Here is a 23,306-nt window from a genome sequence, read left to right on the forward strand (position 1 = left end):
CATGCGCGTTCTGATTATCGAAGACGAAGAAAAAACCGCGGACTATCTGCACCGTGGCCTGACCGAACAGGGCTACACCGTCGACCTTGCCCGCGACGGTGTCGAAGGCCTGCATCTGGCGCTGGAATGCGACTACGCGGTGATCGTCCTCGACGTGATGTTGCCGGGGCTCGACGGCTTCGGCGTACTGCGCGCGTTGCGTGCGCGCAAGCAGACCCCGGTGATCATGCTCACCGCCCGCGAGCGCGTCGAAGATCGCATCAAGGGCCTGCGCGACGGCGCCGACGATTACCTCGGCAAACCGTTTTCCTTTCTCGAACTGGTTGCCCGCCTGCAAGCCCTGACCCGCCGTAGCGGCAGCCACGAACCGGTGCAAGTGACCATCGCCGACCTGTGGATCGACCTGATCAGCCGCAAGGCCACCCGCAACGGCACGCGCCTGGATCTGACCGCGAAAGAGTTTTCCCTGCTCAGCGTGCTCGCCCGACGCCAGGGCGAAATCCTCTCGAAAACCGCCATCGCCGAGATGGTCTGGGACATCAATTTCGACAGTGACGCGAACGTCGTCGAAGTCGCAATCAAACGCCTTCGCGCCAAACTCGACGGGCCGTTCGACGAGAAATTGCTGCACACCATTCGCGGCATGGGTTATGTGCTGGAGAGCCGTGGTGTCCAGTAATTCGATTGCTCTGCGCCTGAGCGGCATGTTCACGCTGGTCGCGCTACTGGTGTTTCTGTTGATCGGCGGTGCGCTTTATCAACAGGTGGACAAGGGCTTGGGATTGTTGCCCGAAGCCGAGCTGGATGCGCGCTACAGCGTGCTCGAATCGGCGCTCAATCGCTTCGGTACACCGGAACATTGGGTGAAGATCAACGCCAAGCTGAAGCTGCTCGGCGAAGAAGACAAGCGCATCCGTTTCTGGGTGGTCAGTGGTGATCCGGGTTACGAATATGGTCAACCCGATGCCGTCATTCGGGCCTTCGCTCAAGGTCCGCCAGGCATGCATGATCTGCATTTGGCCGACCATCCTTATCCGCTGAAAGTGCTGCTGACCGAGTTGCCGGCCAAGGATCAGCGCCCGCCGCTGCGCTTCATGATCGGCATCGATACCGAAACCTTCCATGAGACGCAGCACAATCTGCTGATCGCGTTGATCGGTCTGGCGATCGCCGGTGTGCTGATGGCTTCGGCGCTGGGCTATTGGGTGGCGCGCATCGGCCTCAAACCGTTGATCAGACTGTCGCAGGAAGCCCAACGGTTGGCGCCCCCGCTAAGAGCCGGACGCTTGCGTCTGTCGCCGCTGCCGCCGGAACTGGAGCAGTTTGTCGAGTCGTTCAATTCGACGCTGGAGCGAGTCGAACTGGCCTATTCGCGGCTGGAATCGTTCAACGCCGACGTAGCCCACGAATTGCGTTCGCCGCTGACCAACCTGATCGGCCAGACTCAAGTCGCGCTGACTCGCGGGCGCTCGGCCGAACACTATTTCGAAGTACTGCAATCCAATCTTGAAGAGCTGGAACGGCTGCGCTCGATCATCAACGACATGCTGTTTCTGGCCAGCGCCGATCAGGGCAACAAGGCGACCAAACTGACCTCGACGTCACTGGCTGATGAGGTGGCGACGACGCTGGACTATCTGGATTTCATCCTTGAAGACGCGCAGGTTGAAGTGCAGGTCAGCGGCGATGCGCAGGTGCAGATCGAGGTCGCGCATTTGCGCCGGGCGCTGATCAATTTGCTCAGCAACGCGGTGCAGCACACCAAACCGGGTCAGGTGATCGAGGTGCGCATCGAGGTTGAAGAGCATCTGGTGAGCATCGGTGTGGCCAACCCCGGATCGCCAATTGCCAGCGAGCATCTGCCGAGGTTGTTCGAACGGTTTTATCGGGTCGATGCCTCGCGCAGCAACAGTGGCAACAACCATGGGTTGGGGCTGGCGATCGTCAAGGCGATTGCGCTGATGCATGGCGGGGATGTGTTTGTGCGCAGCGATCAGGGCATGAACACCTTTGGCATCAACCTCCCGGTCTGAATGCTCAGCCAAGCCCTGTGGCGAGGGGATTTATCCCCGCTCGGCTGCGCAGCAGTCGCAAATCCTGTGCACAACCTCTAAGAATCTTTGAGGCTGGAATTCTTGGGGCCGCTTCGCAGCCCAACGGGGATAAATCCCCTCGCCACAGGCCGCCATCACGCACAGACCGGGTTGTTACCCGTGCCGATCTTTGCTTTTGCTGTAACAGTCATTTATGAAAATCACGCTGTTTCCCAACCCTCGGCAACCTTATCTTTGCCCGCACCAAACAGCACTCGCCAAGCGAGAAGGTTTTCAAGATGTCCAACAGTATGGGTATTGCCAGCGCATTCGTTTTGTCCTCATTGATCCTGTCGCCGATGGCGATGGCTGAAGAATCGCAAACGTTCGTCGCGCAAAAAGTCGCTCGCGCACAGGCATTCGATCAGCATCAGGCCGAAGTGATGGCCAAGGCTCAAGACGCGACGCAATCCCCACAGGCCGCTACTTCCCAGGCTCAAGCGCTCGAGAAAGACAGCTGAGTCGCACCGCGAAAGATTTCCCTCGACGCGGTTGTTTGGCTCTTCCCGTTCAACCGTCGTCACTCCAGGCCGCTGCCATTCAGCGGCCTTTTTTCGTTGTGGTCTGAAAGCCGTCTGCTGCGTCTGTAACAACAAGAAACATCAAGCCGCTCAAGAACCAGAGCGGCCCGCTGACCCAAGGAGCCCCACCGCACGTGTTTTACCCTGTCCGCCTCACCCCGCTGTTCATTGCAATTGCCGCAACGATTGCCCCCGCTGTCCACGCCGATGAGTCTGCCCAACAGGGCTTCGTCGCAGGCTCGAGCCTCAACCTCAACGCCCGCAACTACTACATGAATCGCAACCGCTTGCAGAAGGCCGACGACAATATCGAGTGGGGTCAGGGTTTTCTCGGCGTGTTCCAGTCCGGCTACACCGAAGGCACGGTCGGCTTCGGCGTCGATGCCCACGCCATGCTCGGTTTGAAACTCGACGGTGGTGGCGGGACCGACGGTTCGAGCATCCTGCCGATCAGCGATGGCAACGGCAAAGCGCCGGGCTCGTTCTCCACCGCAGGCGGGACGTTGAAGTTGCGCGCCTTCGATACCGAGTTGAAGGCCGGTGATCTGTTCCTCACCAACCCGGTGATTGCCGGCGGCGACACGCGGATGCTACCGCAGACCTTTCGTGGCATCAGCCTGAGCAACCACAGCTTCGACGGCTGGTTGATCGAAGGTGGCCAGGCCAGTTTCACCAAGCCCTATAACCAGAGCGGTCATACCCGCATCGGAACGTCGTACGGTTCGCTCGCCGACGGTGACGAAAGCCAGCACCTGAACTGGGCCGGTGTGGCCTGGAGCGGAGTTGAGGGCCTGACCAGCAGTCTTTACGCCTCCGAGCTCAAGGACATCTGGAACCAGTACTACTACGACCTCGACTACACCTGGCAACTGAACGATCTGGTCAGCCTCAACCCGGGCCTGCATTTCTATCACACGCAAGACACCGGTGATGCGCTGCTGGGCAACATCGACAACAACACCTGGAGCACGCATCTCACCGTCGGCATCGGCAACCACAGCGTCACCGCCGCCTACCAGCGGGTCAACGGCAACACACCATTCGACTACATCAGCCAGGGCGACAGCGTTTACCTGGACAACTCGCAGCAGTATTCGGACTTCAACGGCCCGAACGAACGCTCGTGGAAGCTCAAGTACGCTTATGACTTCACCGGTGTCGGCATGCCCGGCCTGACTTCGGCGCTGTCATATTCGCGCGGCACGGTGGACCTGACCAAAGCCGACCCTAACAGCGCAGGCTATTCGAGCTGGTACAGCGCCGATGGCCGCAACGCCAAACATTGGGAACGCGATATCGATTTGCAGTACGTCGTGCAAAGCGGCCAGGCCAAGGATCTCGCGGTGCGCCTGCAATGGGCCACCAACCGTGGCGGCAACGGCTACGGCGCGATTGATTCGGATACAGATGAATACCGCGTGATCATCGACTACCCGGTCAACGTCTTCTAAGATCGGCGCTGCGTTTTTCAGATCCTCTGATCTACCCTGTGGGAGCGAGCCTGCTCGCGAAAGCGGTGTGTCATTCAACACAGATGTTGACTGACAATCAGCTTTCGCGAGCAGGCTCGCTCCCACAGGTTCGTCCGGCGTCAGCCCAACTAAGCTTATGAAACCACTCCAACCGGCTCCTCATCATGATCGCCAGCCGCAAGCCTTCCACCACAGGCCTTACCGGTCGCCCCGAGCGCCTGCTGATCCTCGGCAGCCTGCTGACCGTGATTGCGATGGTGTGCATCGTCACCTTCCTGCTGATTCGCGAGTACGCCAGTGCGCAGGAAGCCGCCACGCGCCGCGCCACGACCATCGCGCAATTGATCGATGCCGATGTGCTGCGCACCGTCGAGCTGTACGACCTGACGCTGCAAGGGCTAATCGCCGCCGCCCAGCGTGACGACCTGCAGAACGTCTCGCCGCAGATCCGTCATCTGGCACTGTTCGATCGCTCTGCCACCGCGCGCTTCAAGGGCGACATCCTCCTGCTCGACAAGCATGGCGAGGTGATCGCCGACTCCTCGCGCATCGAAGCGAAACCGGGCAATTTCGCCGATCGCGATTATTTCCTCGCCCACGCATTCAACCGCGACATCGGCATGTTCATCAGCCGACCGTTCAAGACCCGCTGCGATTGCGAAGAGGCCGATCAGTGGCGCATCAGCTTCAGCCGGCGCATCTCCTCGCAGACCGATGAATTCCTCGGCGTTGCCGTCGCTTCGTTGAAACTCGACTACTTCGACGACCTGTTCAAAAGCCTCGACATCGGCACCGACAGCACACTGAACATCATCAACAGCGATGGCGTGCTGCTCGCGCAGAAGCCCTATTTGCAAAGCGATTCGGTGGGCAAAAGTTTCGGCAACCGGCCCAACGTCGTGCGGATTCTCAACGATCGCGATGGCAGCGGCAGTTTCACCAGTACCTCGAGCATGGATAAACAACGCCGGCTCTATACCTACTCGCGGGTCGGCAATCTGCCGTTGACCGTGATGGTGGCGCTGTCCAGCGAGGAAGTGTTCGGCACCTGGCGGCGCACGGCGATCCTGATCAGCGGCGCCACCGGCGTGTTGTGCCTGGGCCTGTTGTGGCTGACCTGGCTGCTGGCCCGGGAACTGCGTTTGCGCCATCGCGCCGAACGCGAACTGGCGCAACTGGCTGCCACCGATGACCTGACCGGTGTGGCCAACCGGCGCATGCTCGATCAGACCCTGCGCCACGAATGGTTCCGCGCCCAGCGCTCGGGCCAGCCGCTGTCGGTGATGATGATCGATGCCGACCACTTCAAGGCCTTCAATGATCGTCATGGCCATCAAGCTGGGGATCAGGTCTTGCGTGAATTGGCCAAGGTAATCACCGCGAACGTGCGACGCCCGGCAGATCTGGTCGCGCGGTATGGCGGTGAAGAGTTTTCGGTGATTCTCGCCGAGACCGACAGCGCAGGAGCGCAGCAGATCGCCGAGCAGATTCGCCAGGCTGTGGAAGATTTGCCCTGGGTTGAAGGCGCTGAGCGGGCGATGACCGTGAGTATCGGCATCGCCACCTGGACATCGGCGAGCGAGATGACACTGGAGCAGTTGTTGTTTGCAGCGGACAAGGCGTTGTATCAGGCCAAGGAAGGCGGGCGTAATCGCGTTGTAGTGTCAGTTTAAAGTCAAAAGATCGCAGCCTTCGGCAGCTCCTACATCTGGAATGCGGTATCCCTGTAGGAGCTGCCGAAGGCTGCGATCTTTTGATCGTATAAAGGGCATAAAAAAAGGCCATCCGAGGATGGCCTTCAAAAAACTAGAGAGGTTTTTTACTTACACCGCCGCAACCGGGCGCATGTAAGAGATTGGTGCGGTGCTGGCGTCTTCGAACGTCACCACTTCCCAAGCGTCTGTCTGCTCAATCAATTTGCGCAGCAGCTGGTTGTTCAGTGCATGACCGGACTTGAAGCCTTTGAACTCACCAATAAGGCTGTTGCCCAGCAGGTACAGGTCGCCAATCGCGTCGAGGATCTTGTGTTTGACGAATTCGTCTTCATAACGAAGACCGTCTTCGTTCAACACGCCATCAGCGTCGACCACGATCGCGTTTTCCACGCTGCCGCCGAGTGCGAGGTTATGCTTGCGCAGGTACTCGATGTCACTCATGAAACCAAAGGTACGGGCGCGGCTGACTTCTTTTACGAACGAAGTGCTGGAAAAATCCACGCTTGCACTCTGGGTGCGGTCCCGGAATACCGGGTGATCGAAATCGATCTCGAAGCTCACCTTGAAGCCTTCGAAAGGGACGAAAGTGGCGCGCTTGTCGCCGTCTTCCACTGTCACTTCACGCAGGATGCGGATGAATTTCTTGGCGGCGTCCTGTTCTTCCAGGCCTGCCGATTGAATCAGGAATACGAAGGGTCCAGCGCTGCCATCCATGATCGGGACTTCGGACGCGGAGAGCTCGACGTAGGCGTTATCGATGCCCAGGCCAGCCATGGCCGAGAGCAAGTGCTCTACCGTGTCCACTTTGACGTCGCCATTGATCAGCGTCGTCGACATAGTGGTTTCACCGACGTTTTCCGCGCGGGCAGGAATCTGCACCACAGGGTCGAGGTCAGCGCGACAAAACACAATGCCAGTGTCGACAGGCGCAGGCTTGAGGGTCAGATAGACCTTCTCACCGGAGTGCAGGCCTACACCTGTGGCACGGATAATATTTTTCAGTGTGCGTTGTTTAATCATGGCTTGGGCCGCTTCAGCGCAAATTGCGAACTGGTATCAACAAAGGCTGGCGATGATAGCAGACCATGCCTTTGCTGAACACCAATCACCTTCATAGCCCTGATACATTCCATCAATCGGCCTGACGACGCAGGAATGCCGGAATGTCCAGGTAGTCCAGGTCATCCTGCGGATTCATCTTCGCGGCAGCCGCAGCACCGGCCTGAGCCTGGTTGCGCATGACGGTCGGACGGTCCAGATCACGGTAGTTCACCGCTGGCTGCTCCTGACGGGCCGGAGCCGGTTGTTGCACCTGCGCCGAAGCCATCGAGGTGTGAACGGTGTTGTCGATAACCTTTACAGGCTTCTCGATTTTCGCGCCCAGACCGGTGGCAACCACGGTTACGTGCAGCTCGTCGCGCATGTCCGGATCGATAACGGTACCGACCTTGACCATCGCGTGCTCGGAAGCAAAGGCTTCGATGATCGAACCAACGTCGGAGTACTCACCCAGGGACAGGTCAGGACCGGCGGTGATGTTCACCAGAATGCCGCGCGCGCCTTGCAGGTTGACGTCTTCCAGCAGCGGGTTGCGGATTGCCGCTTCGGTAGCTTCACGTGCACGGTTCGGACCGCTGGCGCAGCCAGTGCCCATCATCGCCATGCCCATTTCGCTCATCACGGTACGCACGTCGGCGAAGTCGACGTTGATCATGCCCGGACGCTTGATGATGTCGGAGATACCGCGAACGGCACCGGCCAGTACATCGTCAGCCTTGGCGAAAGCCGACAACAGGCTTGCGTCTTTGCCGAGGATGGTCAGCAGTTTTTCGTTCGGAATGGTGATCAGCGAGTCGACGCTCTCCGAAAGCATGCGGATGCCTTCGTCGGCAATCTGCATACGCTTGCGGCCTTCGAACGGGAACGGACGGGTCACGACCGCAACGGTCAGAATGCCCATTTCCTTGGCCACTTCAGCGATGATCGGCGCTGCACCGGTACCGGTTCCGCCGCCCATGCCGGTGGTGATGAACACCATGTTGGTGCCGGCCAGCACTTCAGCGATGCGCTCGCGGTCTTCCAGAGCGGCTTGACGGCCGACCTCAGGATTGGCGCCGGCGCCCAGGCCTTTGGTCACGCCGGTGCCCAGTTGCAGAATGGTCCGCGCGCCGATGTTTTTCAGCGCTTGAGCATCGGTGTTGGCGCAGATGAACTCAACGCCTTCGATGTTGCTCTTGACCATGTGATTGACAGCGTTGCCGCCGCCACCGCCGACACCGATAACTTTGATTACCGGGCTTGCGGGGATGTTGTCTACGAGTTCGAACATTTTCCCTCTCCTTACATTCTCTAGTTTTTTCGCCTACTGCTGTTTGTAGCGGTGTATCTACTGCAGTTGCTTGCCGCTTGAAGCTTGTCGCTCCAGGCTGCTTTTAAAAATTGCCCTGAACCCACTTTTTCAGTCGGTCCAGCAGCGGCGCCTGAGGCTCTTCGCTGCTGTAGCTGTCGCGGCTGCCGATGCCGGAGAACGAAACTCCATCGGACTGCTTCTGCAGGCCGTACATCAACAAACCGACGCCAGTGGAATAAATCGGGTTGCGCACCACGTCATCCAGACCTTTCACGCCATGCGGCACACCAAGGCGCACCGGCATGTGGAAGATCTCTTCGGCCAGTTCAGTGGCGCCTTCCATTTTCGACGTACCGCCGGTGAGCACGATGCCCGCCGGAATCAGGTCTTCGTAGCCGCTGCGACGCAGCTCGGCCTGGATCAGGGTGAACAGTTCGTCGTAACGCGGCTCGACCACTTCGGCCAGGGCCTGACGCGACAGCTCACGCGGTGGACGGTCGCCAACGCTCGGCACCTTGATGGTTTCACCGGCACCGGCCAGTTTGGCCAGGGCGCAGGCGTAACGGATCTTGATCTCTTCGGCGTACTGGGTCGGAGTGCGCAACGCCATGGCGATGTCGTTGGTCACTTGATCACCGGCAATCGGGATCACCGCGGTGTGACGGATCGCGCCTTCGGTGAAGATCGCGATGTCGGTGGTGCCGCCACCAATGTCGACCAGGCACACGCCCAGTTCTTTTTCGTCGTCGGTCAGCACCGAGTAGGCCGAGGCCAGTTGCTCGAGGATGATGTCGTCGATTTCCAGACCGCAGCGACGCACGCATTTTTCAATGTTCTGTGCAGCGTTGACCGCGCAGGTGACCACGTGAACCTTGGCTTCCAGACGCACGCCGGACATGCCCAGCGGCTCGCGCACGCCTTCCTGGTTATCGATCACGTAATCCTGCGGCAGGGTGTGCAGCACGCGCTGGTCAGCCGGGATCGCCACGGCCTGGGCGGCGTCGAGTACACGCTCAAGGTCCGCCGAGCTGACTTCGCGATCACGGATCGCGACGATGCCGTGGGAGTTCAGGCTGCGGATGTGATTGCCGGCCACGCCGACGAACGCCGAGTGAATGCGGCAGCCGGCCATCAGTTGGGCTTCTTCGATCGCGCGCTGGATCGACTGCACGGTGGATTCGATGTTGACCACCACGCCCTTCTTCAGGCCGCGGGACGGATGCGTGCCGATCCCGACGATTTCCAGCTGGCCGTCGTCCGCGACCTCGCCTACCAGCGCCACCACTTTGGAGGTGCCGATATCCAGACCGACGATCATTTTGCCGCTTTGCACGTTTGCCATGGGTCCTGCCTCTTCTTAATTCTTTGCGACAGCGGGTTGGGCTGTCGTCGGCGCTACGGGTTCCCGCCAGCCAACAGCGAGGCCGTTGGCGTAGCGCAGATCGATGCGCGCAATGTTCGTAATCTGCTCTTTCAGCGTCTTGTCATAGATGGCGATGAAGCGGCGCATCTTTTCCACCAGGTTGCCGCGTCCCAGCAGCAACTCGATGCCGGGGCCGGAACTGCCGGCACCGGTGGTCAGGAACCAGCTGCCGCGTTCACGCAATTCCAGGCGTGCAATCGAAAAACCCAGCGGCCGCAGCATCTGGCTCAGCACCTGATACTGCTGCATCACCTGCTGCTGAGCCCGTTGTGGGCCGAACAGCTGCGGCAGGTGTTCGTAGTTCGCCAGTTCCTTGGGCGTGAACGCCTGGCCCTGGTTGTTGAGCAACGACTCGTCGCCCCAACGCGCCACCGGCAATTGCTCTTCGAGGCGGATCACTACCTGATCCGGCCACACCCGACGCACTTCGGCGTGGGCGATCCAGGGCATCTGCTCGAGCTCGGTACGCATACCGGCGAGGTCGATGGTGAAGAAGCTCGACGCCACGAACGGCGCGATCCGCTGCTGCACCGCCTGCTGGCTGATGTAGCTCAAGTCGCCCTGCACCGCGATCTTGCTGATCGGCCGGTCGGCGTACGGCAGCAAACGCTGCGCGCCTTCGTAGGTACCAAAGCCCAGCGCCACCAGCAGCACCGGCCAGAACAGGCTTTTCAGAAAGCCGAAATTGGCTTTCGGCAGGCGCGCGGACATCGGCTCTTTCGCCACCATTCGGCTGGCACCCCGCGGCACCGGCTTGCGGCCGGGTGCGGGTGGCTGATGTCTGAGATGAGCGCCTTGCATGGTCTTAACCTCGCGCCTCTGTTGCGCCTGCGTTTTCAACGCTGGCGGCCAGAATGGCCAGAACCAGTTGCTGGAAATCCAGACCGGCAGCCCGCGCCGCCATCGGCACCAGGCTGTGATCGGTCATGCCCGGTGCGGTATTGACTTCGAGGAACCAGAACTGCCCGTCGGCGTCCTGCATTACGTCCGCCCGGCCCCAACCGGCGATACCCAGCGCCTCACAGGCCTTGGCCGTGAGTTCCATGAGTTCCTGTTCCTTGGCCGCGTCGAGCCCGCACGGAATGCGGTATTGGGTATCGTTGGCGATGTACTTGGCGTCGTAGTCGTAGAACGTGTGCGGTGTACCCAGGGCGATAGGAGGCAACACCTGGTCACGCAGGGTGGCGATGGTGAACTCCGGACCTTGAATCCATTGCTCGACCAACACTTGCGAATCGTAGGTACTGGCCGCTTTCCATGCGTCGATCAACTCGGACGCAGAATTCACTTTGGCCATCCCGATACTTGAACCTTCATGCGCCGGTTTGACGATCAAAGGCAAGCCCAGTTCCGTCGCCGCCGAAATACAATCGGCTTCGCTGCACAGCACGGCGTGACGCGGCGTCGGAATCCCGAGGCTGTGCCAGACCTGTTTGGTACGCAGCTTGTCCATCGCCAGTGCCGAGGCGAGGATGCCGCTGCCGGTGTACGGAATGCCGGCGCATTCGAGCAGGCCCTGCATGCTGCCGTCTTCACCGCCGCGACCGTGGAGAATGATGAACGCGCGGTCGATCTTTTCGCTGAGCAGACGCTGCAGGAAGTCTTCGCCCACATCGATGCCGAACGCGTCGACGCCAGCGCTTTGCAGCGCTTCGAGCACGGCGTTGCCGGATTTCAGCGAAACCTCACGCTCGGCACTCAGGCCGCCGAAGAGCACGGCGACGCGGCCGAAGTCTTTCGGCGCGATGGTGGAGAACAGCTTGGCGTAGGCAGCAGTCATTTCAACTTCCCCTCGACCGGCGCCGCCACGGCGCCGGCGAACAATTCACTTTTCAACAGCTTCGGCGCGAGACCGCCGATATCACCCGCGCCCTGGCACAGCAGAATGTCGCCGGCGCGCAGCAGCGGCTTGACCAGCGGTGCCAGGTCAACGCCACGCTCGATGTAGATCGGGTCGAGCTGACCGCGCTGACGGATGCTGTTGCACAGCTTGCGGCTGTCGGCGCCCGGGATCGGCTCTTCGCCGGCCGGATAGACTTCCATCAGCAGCAGCACGTTGGCGTCGGCCAGGACATTGACGAAGTCGTCGTACAGATCACGGGTGCGGCTGTAGCGATGCGGCTGGTAGACCATCACCAGACGACGCTCCGGCCAGCCACCGCGCACGGCTTTGATCACCGCAGCGACCTCGGTCGGGTGGTGACCGTAGTCGTCGACCAGCATCACGTTGCCGCCGTCTACCGGCAGTTCGCCGTAGACCTGGAAGCGTCGACCGACGCCCTGGAAGCCCGACAGGCCCTGAACGATGGCTTCATCGCTGACGCCTTCATCGGTGGCGATGCAGATGGTCGCCAGCGAGTTGAGCACGTTGTGGTTGCCGGGCATGTTCACCGACACGTCCAGCGGCTCGCGATCCGGGCGCAGCACGGTAAAGAAGGTCTGCATGCCCTGCTGGCGCACATTGATGGCGCGTACGTCGGCGTCTTCGCTGAAGCCGTAGGTCACGGTCGGACGTTTCACCAGCGGCAGGATTTCGCGCACCACCGGATCGTCCAGGCACATCACCGCCAGACCGTAGAACGGCAGGTTGTGCAGGAATTCGACGAAGGTTTTCTTCAGTTTGTTGAAGTCACCGTCGTAGGTCGCCATGTGGTCGGCGTCGATGTTGGTGACCACGGCCACCAGCGGCTGCAGATGCAGGAAGCTCGCATCGCTTTCGTCGGCTTCGGCGATCAGGTAACGGCTGGTGCCGAGCTGGGCATTGGTGCCCGCTGCGTTCAGACGACCACCAATCACGAATGTCGGGTCCAGACCACCGGCCGCGAACACCGAAGCGATCAGGCTGGTGGTGGTGGTTTTGCCATGGGTACCGGCGACGGCGATGCCGTGGCGATAGCGCATCAGCTCGGCGAGCATTTCTGCGCGCGGCACTACCGGAATACGACGCTCAAGGGCAGTCGCCACTTCCGGGTTGGAGGTGTTCACCGCGCTCGACACCACCAGCACATCGGCAGTAGCGGCGTTCTCGGCACGGTGACCGATGAAGATCTGCGCGCCAAACGATTCCAGGCGCTCGGTGACCGGCGACGCTTTCAGGTCGGAACCGGAGACTTGATAGCCCAGGTTCAACAATACTTCAGCGATGCCGCACATGCCCACGCCGCCGATGCCGACGAAGTGGATGCGACGGATGCGGCGCATTTCCGGTTGTGGCATGGCTTTCTGATTCTCAACCATGGGCCACCTCCAGACAGGTATCGACCACGCTACGGGTGGCATCGGGTTTGGCCAGTCGGCGGGCCGCTTGGGCCATTGCTTCGAGTCGTTGCGGTTGCATCAAGACCTCTGTCAGGCGCGCGGCAAGATCCGCGGCACCAGTCGTTCTTTGCGGCATCAGGAAGGCAGCGCCTTCGCGGGCCAAATAATCGGCGTTGCGGGTCTGGTGATCGTCGATCGCGTGGGGCAAAGGCACCAGCATCGAGGGCAGACCGGCGGCCGCCAGCTCACTGATGGTCAACGCGCCAGCGCGGCACACCACCAGGTCAGCCCAGCCATAGGCCTGGGCCATGTCTTTGATGAACGGCTGCACCTGCGCTTCCACACCCACGGCGCGGTAACGCTCGGCAGTCACTTCATCGTGATTTTTGCCGGCCTGATGAAACACTTCCGGGCGCAGGTCGGCAGCGACTTGGGCCAGGGCTTCAGGCAGCAACTTGTTCAACGGTTCTGCGCCCAGGCTGCCGCCAAGGATCAGCAAACGCGCTTTGCGTCCGGCCAGCGCCGGTCGCGATGTGTCGAGGAACAGCTCGCTGCGCACCGGATTACCGGTGGTACGGCGGCTGTCCGACAGAGTAAAGGTGTCGGGGAACGCTTCACACACTCGGGCGGCGAACGGCACCAGCAACCGATTGGCGGTGCCGGCGACAGCGTTCTGCTCGTGAACGATCACCGGCACGCCGGCCAGTTTCGCGGCAAGACCACCAGGACCAGTCACATAACCGCCGAAGCCGACCACGCACACAGGCTTCAGGCGGCGCATGATCGCCCGCGCCTGCCACACCGATTTCAGCAGCATCAGCGGCGCCTTGAGCAGCGACAGCTTGCCCTTGCCGCGCAGACCGCTGGCGTTGATCCGGTGCAGTTCAAGCCCAGCCGCCGGAACCAGTTCGTTTTCGATCCCGCGTGGCGTGCCGAGCCAGTGCACGGTATAGCCGCGCGCCTGAAACTCGCGGGCACAGGCCAGCGCCGGGAACACGTGGCCGCCGGTACCGCCGGCCATGATCAATACATTAGCGCCCATGAGTCGGCTCCTCGGCGAAGTCGCTCTCCTGGAATTCCATCTCTTCGCTGCCCAGGTGGGTTCGACTCTCCCACTCGATGCGCAGCAACAGGCCGAGACAGGCGCAGCAGATCACCAGCGAGCTGCCGCCGTAACTGAGGAACGGCAAGGTCAGACCTTTGGTCGGCAGCAGGCCGACGTTCACACCGATGTTGATCAGGAACTGACCAATCCACAGGAACGACAAACCGTAAGCCACGTAAGCGGCAAAGAACTGCTTGGCCTTCTCCGCCCACAGGCCGATGTACATGCCGCGAATACATACGAACACGAACAGCGCGACGGTGCACAGCGAACCGACCGCACCGAGTTCTTCGGCGAGTACCGAGAACACGAAGTCGGTGTGCGCTTCCGGCAGGTAGAACTGTTTCTGCACGCTGTTGCCCAGGCCAACGCCCAGCCACTCGCCGCGACCGAAAGCGATCAAGGCCTGCGACAACTGATAACCGGCGCCGAACTGGTCGGCCCACGGGTCGGCGAAGTTGGTCAGACGCGCCATTCGATAGGGCTGCATCTGGATCAGCAGAACCACCGCGCCAACCGCCAGCACCACCATCAGCGAGAAACGGAACAGTCCGACCCCGCCAAGAAACAGCATCGCCGCCGCGGCGCCCATCATTACCACGGTGGCACCGAAGTCCGGCTCCATCAGCAACAGACCGGCCATCGGCAGCAGGACGATGAACGGCTTGAAAAAGCCCATCCAGCTCTCGCGCACTTCTTTCTGCCGGCGCACCAGATAACCGGCGAGGTAGATCACCACGAACACCTTGGCGATTTCCGACGGCTGCACGTTGAAGAAGCTGAAACCGATCCAGCGCATCGAACCGTTCACTTCGCGGCCGATGCCGGGGATGATCACCATCACCAACAGGCCGAACGCACCGATCAGCATCATCCAGCCGAGGCGCTGCCAAGTGGCGATCGGGATCATCATGGTGACGATGCACGCGCCCAGGCCCAGCACCACATAGATAAGGTGGCGAATCATGTAATACAGCGGACTGCCCGACTGCGCCGCCGCCACTTCGGTGGACGCCGAGGCGATCATGATCAGGCCGAGACCGAGCAGCGCCAGGCAACCGGCGAGCATCGGGAAGTCGAGGTCGATGCCACGCCCGGTGATCAGCGGCGACGGGTACGGCTTGATGATGTTTCTCAGGTTCATGCCAGTTCCTCCACAGCGCGGACGAACTGGTGACCACGGTCTTCGTAATTCTTGAACATGTCGAAACTGGCGCAGGCCGGAGACAGCAGCACCACGTCACCCGGCTGGGCAGCGGCGCGGCATTGCTCAACGGCGTCAACCAGCGAGGTCGCGCGAATCAGCGGCACGGCATCACCGATGGCTGCGCCGATCTTGTCGGAGTCGCGGCCCATCAGCACCACAGCGCGGCAGTTCGCCGCCACCGGATCGCGCAAATCATTGAATTCGGCGCCCTTGCCGTCACCGCCGGCGATCAGAATGACCTTGCCGTCGATGTCCGTACCGAGGCCTTCGATCGCGGCCAGAGCGGCGCCAACGTTGGTGGCTTTGGAATCGTTGTAATAGGCCACGCCGTCGAGATCGCGCACCCACTGGCAACGATGCTCGAGGCCGGCAAACGTGCGCAACGCCGCGAGCATGGCGTCGAACGGCAGGCCCACCGCGTGACCCAGTGCCAAGGCGGCGAGCGCGTTGGACTGGTTGTGTGCGCCGCGAATCTTCAGTTCACGCACCGGCATCAGGTTCTGGAATTCGAAGGCGAGGTACTTCTCGCCGTCTTCTTCGCGAATGCCGAACGCTTTGAAATCCGGTTTGCTCAGGCCAAAGGTCCAGCATGGCTGGCCTTCGCCGATCAATGGACGGCTCAGGGCGTCCTGACGGTTGACCACAAACTGCTTCGCGCCCCGGAAGATCCGGTGCTTGGCCAGGTGATAGGCCGGCAGACCGCTGTAGCGATCCATGTGGTCTTCGCTGATGTTCAGTACGGTGGCGACTTCGGCGTTGAGCTGGTCGGTGGTTTCCAGCTGGAAACTCGACAACTCCATGACGTACAGCTCGACGTCATCGCTGAGCAGATCCAGCGCCGGCGTGCCTAGGTTGCCGCCAACGGCGACGCGCTTGCCGGCCGCAGCCGCCATCTCGCCGACCAACGTGGTGACGGTGCTTTTCGCGTTGGAACCGGTGATCGCGACGATCGGCGCCCGCGCGTTACGCGCGAACAACTCGATGTCGCCGGACATTTTCACGCCACGGGCCGCAGCGGCTTGCAGGGCCGGAGTCGCCAGAGCCAGGCCGGGGCTCACGTAGAGCTCGTCGGCACGGCAGAGGAATTCGACGTCCAGCTCGCCACAACGCACTTCCACGTGCGGATAGTCACGCTTGAGCGTGGCCAGTTCCGGTGGATTTTCCCGCGTGTCGGCCACAGCAAACGACGTGCCCCGGTTCGCCAGGAAGCGAACCAGGGACATGCCGCTCTTGCCGAGGCCGACAACGATGCGGAAGTGGTCAGAAGCGATCAGAGACACTCGTTCTACCTCAGCTTCAGGGTGGCAAGGCCGACCAGGACCAGAATCACGGTAATGATCCAGAAACGGACGATCACGCGCGGCTCGGGCCAGCCCTTGAGTTCAAAGTGGTGGTGAATCGGCGCCATGCGGAACACACGGCGACCGGTGAGCTTAAAGGAGGCAACCTGAATGACCACTGACAGGGTTTCCATCACGAACACGCCGCCCATGATGAACAGGACGATTTCCTGACGGACGATAACCGCGATGGTGCCCAGTGCCGCGCCGAGTGCCAGGGCACCGACGTCGCCCATGAACACTTGCGCCGGATAGGTGTTGAACCAGAGGAAACCGAGGCCGGCACCGATCAGCGCACCGCAGAACACAATCAGCTCGCCCGCGCCCGGCACGTAAGGAATCAGCAGGTATTCGGCGAATTTCACGTTACCCGACAGGTAGCAGAAAATCCCCAGGCCGCCGCCGACCATCACGGTTGGCATGATCGCCAGGCCGTCGAGGCCGTCAGTCAGGTTGACCGCGTTGCTCGAACCGACAATCACAAAGTAGGTCAGCACGATGAAACCGGCGCCCAGCGGGATGCTGTAGTCCTTGAGCATCGGCAGGATCAGCGTGGTTTCCACCGGCGTCGCGGCAGTCATATAAAGGAAGATCGCTGCGCCGAGGCCGAACACCGACTGCCAGAAGTATTTCCAGCGGCTCGGCAGGCCACGGGAGTTTTTCTCGATGACTTTGCGGTAATCGTCGACCCAGCCGATGGCGCCGAACAGCAGGGTCACCAGCAGCACCACCCAGACGTAGCGGTTGCTCAGGTCAGCCCAGAGCAGCGTGCTGACGCCGATCGACGACAGGATCAACGCGCCACCCATGGTCGGCGTACCGGATTTGGACAGGTGCGATTGCGGGCCGTCGTTACGTACCGATTGGCCGATCTGACGGTTCTGCAGAGTACGGATCATCCACGGGCCATAGCACAGCGACAAGACCAGCGCGGTCAGCACACCGAGAATCCCGCGCAGGGTCAGGTACTGGAAGACCGCGAAGCCTTTGTAGAACTGTTGCAGATACTCCGCTAGCAGCAGCAGCATTAATGTTTCTCCAGACTGGACCCGCACAGAGCCGCAACGATGTTTTCCATCGCTGCGCTGCGCGAACCCTTGATCAAAATGGTGGTGTTTGTGTCCTGCTCGGCGGCGAGGGCCTGGATCAGCTCGGCCTGGGTGCCGAAGTGCTGCGCCTGCTCACCGAAAGCGTTTACCGCGTGGACCATGTTCGGCCCGACCGCGTAAAGCGCGGAAACCTTGCCTCGGGCGTACTCGCCCACGTCGCGGTGCCCCTGCTCCGCCCAGTCGCCCAACTCGCCGATATCCCCGAGCACCAGGACGGTGCGGCCGGAAAAGCCGGCGAGTATATCAACGGCCGCGCACATCGAGGTGGGGTTTGCGTTGTAGGTGTCGTCGATCACGCGCATGCCGTTTTTCGCCAGTTGCGCGACAGTGCGACCCTTGACCGGTTGCACCGCGCCGAGGCCGGTGGCGATGCCGAACAGCGACACGCCCAAGGCATGGGCAGCAGCAGCGGCAGCCAGGGCATTGGCGACGTTATGGGTACCGAGCAGGTTCAGTTGCACGCGCTCACTGCCTTCAGGCGTGTGCAGATTGAACGCCGGGCAACCACGGGCATCAGTGGCCAGATCGCTGGCATGGAAATTCGCCTCGCTGTTGCTCAGGGCGAAGGTCAGCACCTGACGACCGGCAGCGCGGGTCTTCCAGATACCGAAAGCCTTGTCATCGAGGTTGAGCACGGCGATGCCATCGGCGGCCAGACCCTCGATGATTTCGCCTTTGGCTTCGACGATTTTTTCCGGACCGCCGAACTCACCGACGTGAGCGGTGCCGGCGTTGTTCAGGATCGCTACGTGCGGCTTGGTCAGCCCGACGGTGTAGGCGATTTCACCGAGACGCGAGGCGCCCAGTTCGATCACGGCCGAGGTGTGCTCCGGCGCCAGTTCGATCAGGGTCAGCGGGACGCCGAGGTCGTTGTTCAGGTTGCCACGGGTCGCCAGCACCGGACCGCGCGTGCGCAGGATGCTCGCGAGCATTTCCTTGACCGTGGTCTTGCCACTGGAACCGGTCACCGCCGCCACTGGCTGGGTGAACGCAGCACGGTTCAACGCGCCGAGTTGGCCCAGCGCCTGACGGGTGTCCTTGACCAGCAATTGCGGCAACGCGCTGTCGGCGACTTCGCGCTCGACCAGTGCCGCCACGGCGCCTTTACCGGCAACGTCGTTCAGATAATCATGACCGTCGAAACGCGGGCCGGTCAGGGCGATGAACAACTGGCCGGGCTGAATGGCGCGGCTGTCGATGCTGACGCCGTCGAAACTCGCGTCAGCGCCGATCAAACGGGCTTCGAGTGCGTTGGTCAGTTCGCTGAGTGTCAGGGCCTTAAGCATGGGCCACCTCCCACGCGGTCAGGGCGCGATCGGCCTCGACCAGATCGGAAAACGCATGGCGCACGCCGTTGATTTCCTGATAGTCCTCATGACCTTTGCCGGCCAGCACAATGACGTCATCAGCGGTTGCGCCAGCAATCAATTGCGCAATGGCCTGGCCGCGACCGGCGACGAAAGTGACTTTATCCACAGCGCTGAAACCGGCGCGGATGTCGTCGAAAATCACCGCAGGATCTTCGGTGCGCGGGTTGTCGTCGGTCACCAGCACTTGGTCGGCCAGACGCTCGACCACTTCGGCCATCAACGGACGTTTGCCGCGATCGCGATCACCGCCGCAGCCGAACAGGCACAGCAATTGGCCTTTGACGTGCGGGCGCAGTGCGGTAAGAACTTTTTCCAGCGCATCGGGCGTGTGGGCGTAATCGACCACCACCAGCGGTTGCGTACCACCACCCAGACGCTGCATGCGTCCGGCCGGGCCTTCGAGCTTGGGCAGCACTTTGAGAATTTCGTCGAGGGCGTAATCCAGACCGAGCAAGGCGCCGACTGCGGCCAGCACGTTGCTCAGGTTGAAACGGCCGAGCAGCGTACTGCGCAGGTGATGTTCGCCCTGCGGCGTGACCAGCGTGGCGCGCACGCCGTGGTCGTCGAACTGCGCTTCGCGGCAGAACAGGTACGCGCTGCTGTCGAGCAGGCTGTAGGTGATCAAGCGCGAATCGCGTTTTTCCGCCGCCAGTTGCCGACCGAAATCGTCGTCGAGGTTGACCACGCGGCACTTCAAATCATTCCAGGCAAACAGCTTGGCCTTGGCCTCGGCGTAGGCCTGCATGGTGCCGTGGTAATCCAGGTGATCGCGGGACAGGTTGGTCATCACCGCCACGTCGAACGCCAGCGCGGTGACCCGGCCCTGATCCAGACCGTGGGACGACACTTCCATGGCCACGGCTTTCGCGCCGGCCTTTTTCAGATCACCCAGGGTCGCTTGCACCGCAATCGGATTCGGCGTGGTGTGCAGGCCACTTTCCAGCGCGCCGTAGAAACCGGAACCCAGCGTGCCGACGATGCCGCAATGCTGGCCGAGCAGATCCAGCGCCTGCGCGACCAGTTGGGTCACGCTGGTCTTGCCATTGGTGCCGGTGACACCGATCAGATTCAGGTGATGACTCGGCTCACCGTAAAAACGCCCGGCGATGTCCGACAGCTGCGCCGCCAGACCCTTGACCGGAATCAGCGGCACGTCAGTGATCGGCAGCACGGTGGCGCCTTCGACTTCATAAGCCACGGCAGCCGCGCCGCGTTGCAAGGCATCGGCGATGTGCGCACGGCCATCGAAGCGGCCACCGGGCACGGCGAGAAACAGATCGCCGGCGCGCACGTTGCGGCTGTCCAGCGCCAGTTCACGGATCAACAGATCATGGCCGGCGTGGGGAAATATCTTGTTCAGACTTAATGACATCAGCCGCGCCCTCCATTGGCTTTCAGCGGAACGACCGGGGTGGCGTTGGCCTGTTGGGTGGTCGGCAGGTTGTCCGGGGTCACGTTCATCAGGCGCAGGGTGCCGGACATCACACGGCTGAACACCGGCGCGGACACCAGACCACCGAAGTACCCGGCCTTGGTCGGTTCATCGATCACCACAACAATCGCGTAACGCGGATCGCTCATCGGGCCGAAACCGGCGAACAGCGAACGGTAGGAGTTTTCTGCGTAGCCCTTGGTGCCAACCGAAGTCTTGCGCGCCGTACCCGACTTGCCGCCGACGTGATAAGCCGGCACTTGCGCACGGAACACGCCGCGCGGTGCTTCGATCACTTGCTGCAACATGCCCTGCATGGTTTTCGCCACGGCTTCCGGCAGCACTTGCGTGGTCTGCGGCATCTTGTCGGTTTTGATCAGGGTCAGCGGCGCGAGGCGACCGTTGTTGGCCAGTGCCGAGAACGCATGCACCAACTGGATCGCGGTCACGGAAATACCGTAGCCGTAAGACAAGGTTGCAGTTTCAGCCTTGCGCCATTCGCGATAGTTCGGCAGATTGCCGACACGTTCGCCGGGGAAGCCCAAACCGGTGTCCTGACCGAGGCCGACTTTCTGCGCGAGGCGGAAAATGGTTTCGCCGCCAATATCGAAGGCGACTTTACTCATGCCGACGTTACTGGAATTGATCAGGATGCCGGTCAGGTCGAGCACCGGCCCTTCGGTCTTCGACACGTCTTTGATGGTGTATTTGCCGATCTGCAACGAGCCCGGATACACCTCGACGGTGTCACTCGGTTTCCAGCGGCCGGTTTCGATCGCCGCGCTCATGGAAATGGCTTTCATGGTCGAACCCGGCTCGAACACGTCGATCATGGCGCGGTTGCGCATCATCGCCGGTTGCAGGTTGCGACGGTTGTTCGGGTTGTAGGTCGGCTGGTTGACCATGGCCAGAATCTCGCCGGTCTTCACATCCATGATCACCAGACTGCCGGCCTTGGCGCCGTTCTCGATGATCGCGTTGCGCAGTTCGCGGTTGGCCAGGTATTGCAGACGCAGATCAATCGACAACGCCAAGGGCTTGCCGGCCTTGGCGTTTTTGGTGACCTGAACATCCTTGATCAGCCGGCCACGGCGATCCTTGATGACTTGTCGTTTGCCCGGCACCCCGGCCAGCCATTCGTCATAGGCCAGCTCGACGCCTTCGCGACCGTGATCGTCGATGTCGGTAAAGCCGACCATGTGCGCGGTGACTTCCCCGGCCGGATAGAAACGACGGAATTCTTCGATGCCATAAACGCCCGGCACTTTCAGATCGAGCACAGCCTGGCCCTGCTCGGGGGTCAGCCCGCGCACCAGATAGATGAATTCTTTGTTGGCCTGGGCTTCGAGGCGTTCGCTCAGGGCTTTCGGGTCCTGACCCAACGCGGCAGCGAGTGCCGGCCACTTCTCTTTGGCCGACTGCATTTCCTTGGCGTTGGCCCACAGCGTGGTCACCGGCGTACTGACGGCCAGAGGCTCGCCATTGCGGTCGGTGATCAGGCCACGGTGCGCCGGAATCGGAATGTGCCGCAGGCTGCGCGCATCGCCCTGGCCCTTGAGGAAGTCACGGTCGACCACTTGCAGGTCGATGATGCGCCAGCAGATCGCCGCGACCATCAGGCCGAGCAGCGCCACCATCAGGCGGAAGCGCCACGGGAACAGTGCGCCTTCGAGTTTCATCATGGCGCCACCATCTTCACGTCAGCCGCGCCAGGGATGTGCATTTTCAGTTGTTCGGTGGCCAGCACTTCGATGCGACTGTGCGCGGTCCAGGTGCTCTGCTCGAGAATCAAGCGGCCCCACTCGGCCTGCGCCTTGTCGCGCACGCTGAGTTCGTTATAAAGAGTGTTGAGCAACTGCCGGTTCCAGTGCGCGCTGTACGACACGGCAATGGCCGAAAACAGCACGCCAATAAAGAGCAGCAGCATCAGAAAGCTGCCGCCGGGCAGTGGTTTGGCGAAAAGCTTGCTCACCGCAACTTCTCCGCGACACGCATGACGGCGCTACGGGAACGTGGGTTGACTTTGAGTTCGGCGTCGGAGGCCGTCTGCGCTTTGCCGTGGATTTTGATTTTCGGTTCGAAGGCGACGTGGCGAACCGGCAGGTTGCGCGGCAGGTTGTCGGCTTCGCCTTTCACCAGCTTGCGCATGAACAGTTTGACGATGCGGTCTTCCAGCGAGTGGAAGCTGATGACCACCAGACGGCCGCCAACTTCCAGCGCTTCCAGCGCGGCGTCGAGACCGGCTTCCAGATCGCCGAGTTCGTTATTGACGTGAATGCGCAAACCCTGGAACGCGCGGGTAGCCGGGTTCTTGCCCTTTTCCCACGCCGGGTTGGCGACTTTCAGCACTTCGGCCAGATCGGCGGTGCGCTCGAACGGTTTGATGTCACGACGCTCGGCGACGGCGCGGGCCATGCGCCCGGAGAAACGTTCTTCGCCGTATTCCTTGAACACCCGGGCGATTTCTTCCACCGGCGCGGTGTTGACGAATTCGGCAGCGCTGATGCCGCGGGACGGGTCCATGCGCATGTCCAGCGGACCGTCATTGAGGAAACTGAAGCCGCGCTCAGCGTCGTCAAGCTGCGGCGACGACACGCCGAGGTCGAGCAGAATGCCGCTGACCTTGCCGGTCAGGCCTTGCTCGGCAACCACCGAACCGAGCTCGGCAAAGCTGCGCTGCACAACGACAAAGCGGCCGTCTTCGGCCGCTAGCGTTTGCCCGGTGGCAATCGCTTGAGGATCCTTGTCGAATCCGATGAGTCGACCGTCCGGCCCGAGCTGGCTGAGGATCAACCGACTGTGCCCGCCGCGCCCGAACGTGCCATCCAGATAGCAGCCATCAGGACGTACGGCGAGAGCCTCGACGGCTTCGTCAAGCAGTACGGTGATGTGGTTAAAGCCGCTATCAATA

20 protein-coding genes are annotated in these 23,306 nt (G+C 61.4%); 5 read left to right on the plus strand and 15 right to left on the minus strand.

Annotated elements, in window-relative coordinates; translation table 11 throughout:
* Position 1 precedes the first annotated feature (1 nt).
* The 5 genes from PspCFBP13508_RS07735 (at position 2) to PspCFBP13508_RS07755 (ending at position 5,759) form a co-directional block, all read left to right on the plus strand.
* The gene (locus tag PspCFBP13508_RS07735) at positions 2–679 is read left to right on the plus strand and encodes a heavy metal response regulator transcription factor (protein WP_137214127.1); all 678 of its coding nucleotides are present in this window, start codon (positions 2–4) and stop codon (positions 677–679) included.
* Positions 669–2,033 (plus strand): heavy metal sensor histidine kinase, encoded by a 1,365-nt coding sequence (locus tag PspCFBP13508_RS07740; RefSeq protein WP_137214128.1) that lies wholly within the window; start codon positions 669–671, stop codon positions 2,031–2,033. Before PspCFBP13508_RS07735 ends, PspCFBP13508_RS07740 begins: the two co-directional genes overlap by 11 nt.
* Before the next feature lie 299 nt (positions 2,034–2,332).
* Positions 2,333–2,554, plus strand: a complete 222-nt coding sequence (locus PspCFBP13508_RS07745) for a hypothetical protein (protein ID WP_122693152.1) — start codon at positions 2,333–2,335, stop codon at positions 2,552–2,554.
* Between the two features lie 194 nt (positions 2,555–2,748).
* Positions 2,749–4,065, plus strand: coding sequence for an OprD family porin (locus tag PspCFBP13508_RS07750; RefSeq protein WP_137214129.1), 1,317 nt, complete (start codon positions 2,749–2,751; stop codon positions 4,063–4,065).
* A 185-nt stretch (positions 4,066–4,250) separates the two neighbouring features.
* On the plus strand, positions 4,251–5,759 hold the full coding sequence (locus PspCFBP13508_RS07755) for a sensor domain-containing diguanylate cyclase (protein WP_137214130.1): 1,509 nt from the start codon (positions 4,251–4,253) through the stop codon (positions 5,757–5,759).
* 150 nt (positions 5,760–5,909) lie between these two features.
* On the opposite strand, the gene lpxC is transcribed toward PspCFBP13508_RS07755, so the two are convergent.
* The 15 genes from lpxC to rsmH all read right to left on the minus strand — a co-directional run bounded on the left by lpxC (position 5,910) and on the right by rsmH (position 23,305).
* Complete coding sequence (gene lpxC / locus PspCFBP13508_RS07760; protein WP_007916984.1) at positions 5,910–6,821, minus strand: UDP-3-O-acyl-N-acetylglucosamine deacetylase; 912 nt, start codon at positions 6,819–6,821, stop codon at positions 5,910–5,912.
* A 112-nt stretch (positions 6,822–6,933) separates the two neighbouring features.
* On the minus strand, positions 6,934–8,130 hold the full coding sequence (gene ftsZ / locus PspCFBP13508_RS07765; protein WP_016773283.1) for a cell division protein FtsZ: 1,197 nt from the start codon (positions 8,128–8,130) through the stop codon (positions 6,934–6,936).
* Positions 8,131–8,233: 103 nt separating this feature from the next.
* Positions 8,234–9,493, minus strand: coding sequence for a cell division protein FtsA (gene ftsA, locus PspCFBP13508_RS07770; RefSeq protein ID WP_016773282.1), 1,260 nt, complete (start codon positions 9,491–9,493; stop codon positions 8,234–8,236).
* A 15-nt stretch (positions 9,494–9,508) separates the two neighbouring features.
* Entirely contained in the window at positions 9,509–10,375 is an 867-nt protein-coding gene (locus tag PspCFBP13508_RS07775; protein ID WP_073473459.1) for a cell division protein FtsQ/DivIB, read from the minus strand.
* Between the two features lie 4 nt (positions 10,376–10,379).
* Positions 10,380–11,354, minus strand: coding sequence for a D-alanine--D-alanine ligase (locus tag PspCFBP13508_RS07780; protein ID WP_133338343.1), 975 nt, complete (start codon positions 11,352–11,354; stop codon positions 10,380–10,382).
* The gene (gene murC, locus PspCFBP13508_RS07785) at positions 11,351–12,811 is read right to left on the minus strand and encodes a UDP-N-acetylmuramate--L-alanine ligase (protein ID WP_039761387.1); all 1,461 of its coding nucleotides are present in this window, start codon (positions 12,809–12,811) and stop codon (positions 11,351–11,353) included. Before murC ends, PspCFBP13508_RS07780 begins: the two co-directional genes overlap by 4 nt.
* A complete protein-coding gene (murG, locus tag PspCFBP13508_RS07790; RefSeq protein WP_016773277.1) occupies positions 12,804–13,874 on the minus strand; it encodes an undecaprenyldiphospho-muramoylpentapeptide beta-N-acetylglucosaminyltransferase in 1,071 nt (356 codons plus the stop codon). The genes murC and murG overlap by 8 nt, the downstream gene beginning before the upstream one ends.
* On the minus strand, positions 13,864–15,075 hold the full coding sequence (gene ftsW / locus PspCFBP13508_RS07795; protein WP_172667897.1) for a putative lipid II flippase FtsW: 1,212 nt from the start codon (positions 15,073–15,075) through the stop codon (positions 13,864–13,866). Before ftsW ends, murG begins: the two co-directional genes overlap by 11 nt.
* A gap of 2 nt (positions 15,076–15,077) precedes the next feature.
* Positions 15,078–16,424: a UDP-N-acetylmuramoyl-L-alanine--D-glutamate ligase gene (gene murD / locus PspCFBP13508_RS07800; protein WP_137214131.1), complete on the minus strand. Its 1,347-nt coding sequence runs from the start codon at positions 16,422–16,424 to the stop codon at positions 15,078–15,080.
* Between the two features lie 5 nt (positions 16,425–16,429).
* Positions 16,430–17,512 carry a phospho-N-acetylmuramoyl-pentapeptide-transferase gene (mraY, locus tag PspCFBP13508_RS07805; protein WP_016773275.1) on the minus strand — a complete coding sequence of 361 codons (1,083 nt, stop codon included), beginning with the start codon at positions 17,510–17,512 and terminating at the stop codon, positions 16,430–16,432.
* On the minus strand, positions 17,512–18,879 hold the full coding sequence (gene murF / locus PspCFBP13508_RS07810; RefSeq protein WP_024014246.1) for a UDP-N-acetylmuramoyl-tripeptide--D-alanyl-D-alanine ligase: 1,368 nt from the start codon (positions 18,877–18,879) through the stop codon (positions 17,512–17,514). Before murF ends, mraY begins: the two co-directional genes overlap by 1 nt.
* Positions 18,872–20,335, minus strand: coding sequence for a UDP-N-acetylmuramoyl-L-alanyl-D-glutamate--2,6-diaminopimelate ligase (locus tag PspCFBP13508_RS07815; protein WP_137214132.1), 1,464 nt, complete (start codon positions 20,333–20,335; stop codon positions 18,872–18,874). Before PspCFBP13508_RS07815 ends, murF begins: the two co-directional genes overlap by 8 nt.
* The gene (locus tag PspCFBP13508_RS07820; protein ID WP_178084479.1) at positions 20,335–22,074 is read right to left on the minus strand and encodes a penicillin-binding protein 2; all 1,740 of its coding nucleotides are present in this window, start codon (positions 22,072–22,074) and stop codon (positions 20,335–20,337) included. Before PspCFBP13508_RS07820 ends, PspCFBP13508_RS07815 begins: the two co-directional genes overlap by 1 nt.
* A complete protein-coding gene (gene ftsL / locus PspCFBP13508_RS07825; RefSeq protein WP_016773269.1) occupies positions 22,074–22,367 on the minus strand; it encodes a cell division protein FtsL in 294 nt (97 codons plus the stop codon). Before ftsL ends, PspCFBP13508_RS07820 begins: the two co-directional genes overlap by 1 nt.
* Positions 22,364–23,305 (minus strand): 16S rRNA (cytosine(1402)-N(4))-methyltransferase RsmH, encoded by a 942-nt coding sequence (gene rsmH, locus PspCFBP13508_RS07830; RefSeq protein WP_137214189.1) that lies wholly within the window; start codon positions 23,303–23,305, stop codon positions 22,364–22,366. Before rsmH ends, ftsL begins: the two co-directional genes overlap by 4 nt.
* Position 23,306: the final 1 nt, after the last annotated feature.

The organism is Pseudomonas sp. CFBP13508 (assembly GCF_005233515.1).
GTDB classification, from domain to species: Bacteria; Pseudomonadota; Gammaproteobacteria; order Pseudomonadales; family Pseudomonadaceae; genus Aquipseudomonas; species Aquipseudomonas mercuritolerans.

Excerpts from the sequence above, each read along its gene's own strand:
- PspCFBP13508_RS07735 (WP_137214127.1), top strand. The coding sequence starts at position 2 with ATGCGCGTTCTGATTATCGAAGACGAAGAAAAAACCGCGGACTATCTG.
- PspCFBP13508_RS07745 (WP_122693152.1), top strand. The coding sequence starts at position 2,333 with ATGTCCAACAGTATGGGTATTGCCAGCGCATTCGTTTTGTCCTCATTG.
- PspCFBP13508_RS07755 (WP_137214130.1), top strand. The coding sequence starts at position 4,251 with ATGATCGCCAGCCGCAAGCCTTCCACCACAGGCCTTACCGGTCGCCCC.
- lpxC (WP_007916984.1), bottom strand. The coding sequence starts at position 6,821 with ATGATTAAACAACGCACACTGAAAAATATTATCCGTGCCACAGGTGTA.
- ftsZ (WP_016773283.1), bottom strand. The coding sequence starts at position 8,130 with ATGTTCGAACTCGTAGACAACATCCCCGCAAGCCCGGTAATCAAAGTT.
- ftsA (WP_016773282.1), bottom strand. The coding sequence starts at position 9,493 with ATGGCAAACGTGCAAAGCGGCAAAATGATCGTCGGTCTGGATATCGGC.
- PspCFBP13508_RS07775 (WP_073473459.1), bottom strand. The coding sequence starts at position 10,375 with ATGCAAGGCGCTCATCTCAGACATCAGCCACCCGCACCCGGCCGCAAG.
- PspCFBP13508_RS07780 (WP_133338343.1), bottom strand. The coding sequence starts at position 11,354 with ATGACTGCTGCCTACGCCAAGCTGTTCTCCACCATCGCGCCGAAAGAC.
- murC (WP_039761387.1), bottom strand. The coding sequence starts at position 12,811 with ATGGTTGAGAATCAGAAAGCCATGCCACAACCGGAAATGCGCCGCATC.
- murG (WP_016773277.1), bottom strand. The coding sequence starts at position 13,874 with ATGGGCGCTAATGTATTGATCATGGCCGGCGGTACCGGCGGCCACGTG.
- mraY (WP_016773275.1), bottom strand. The coding sequence starts at position 17,512 with ATGCTGCTGCTGCTAGCGGAGTATCTGCAACAGTTCTACAAAGGCTTC.
- murF (WP_024014246.1), bottom strand. The coding sequence starts at position 18,879 with ATGCTTAAGGCCCTGACACTCAGCGAACTGACCAACGCACTCGAAGCC.
- PspCFBP13508_RS07815 (WP_137214132.1), bottom strand. The coding sequence starts at position 20,335 with ATGTCATTAAGTCTGAACAAGATATTTCCCCACGCCGGCCATGATCTG.
- PspCFBP13508_RS07820 (WP_178084479.1), bottom strand. The coding sequence starts at position 22,074 with ATGAAACTCGAAGGCGCACTGTTCCCGTGGCGCTTCCGCCTGATGGTG.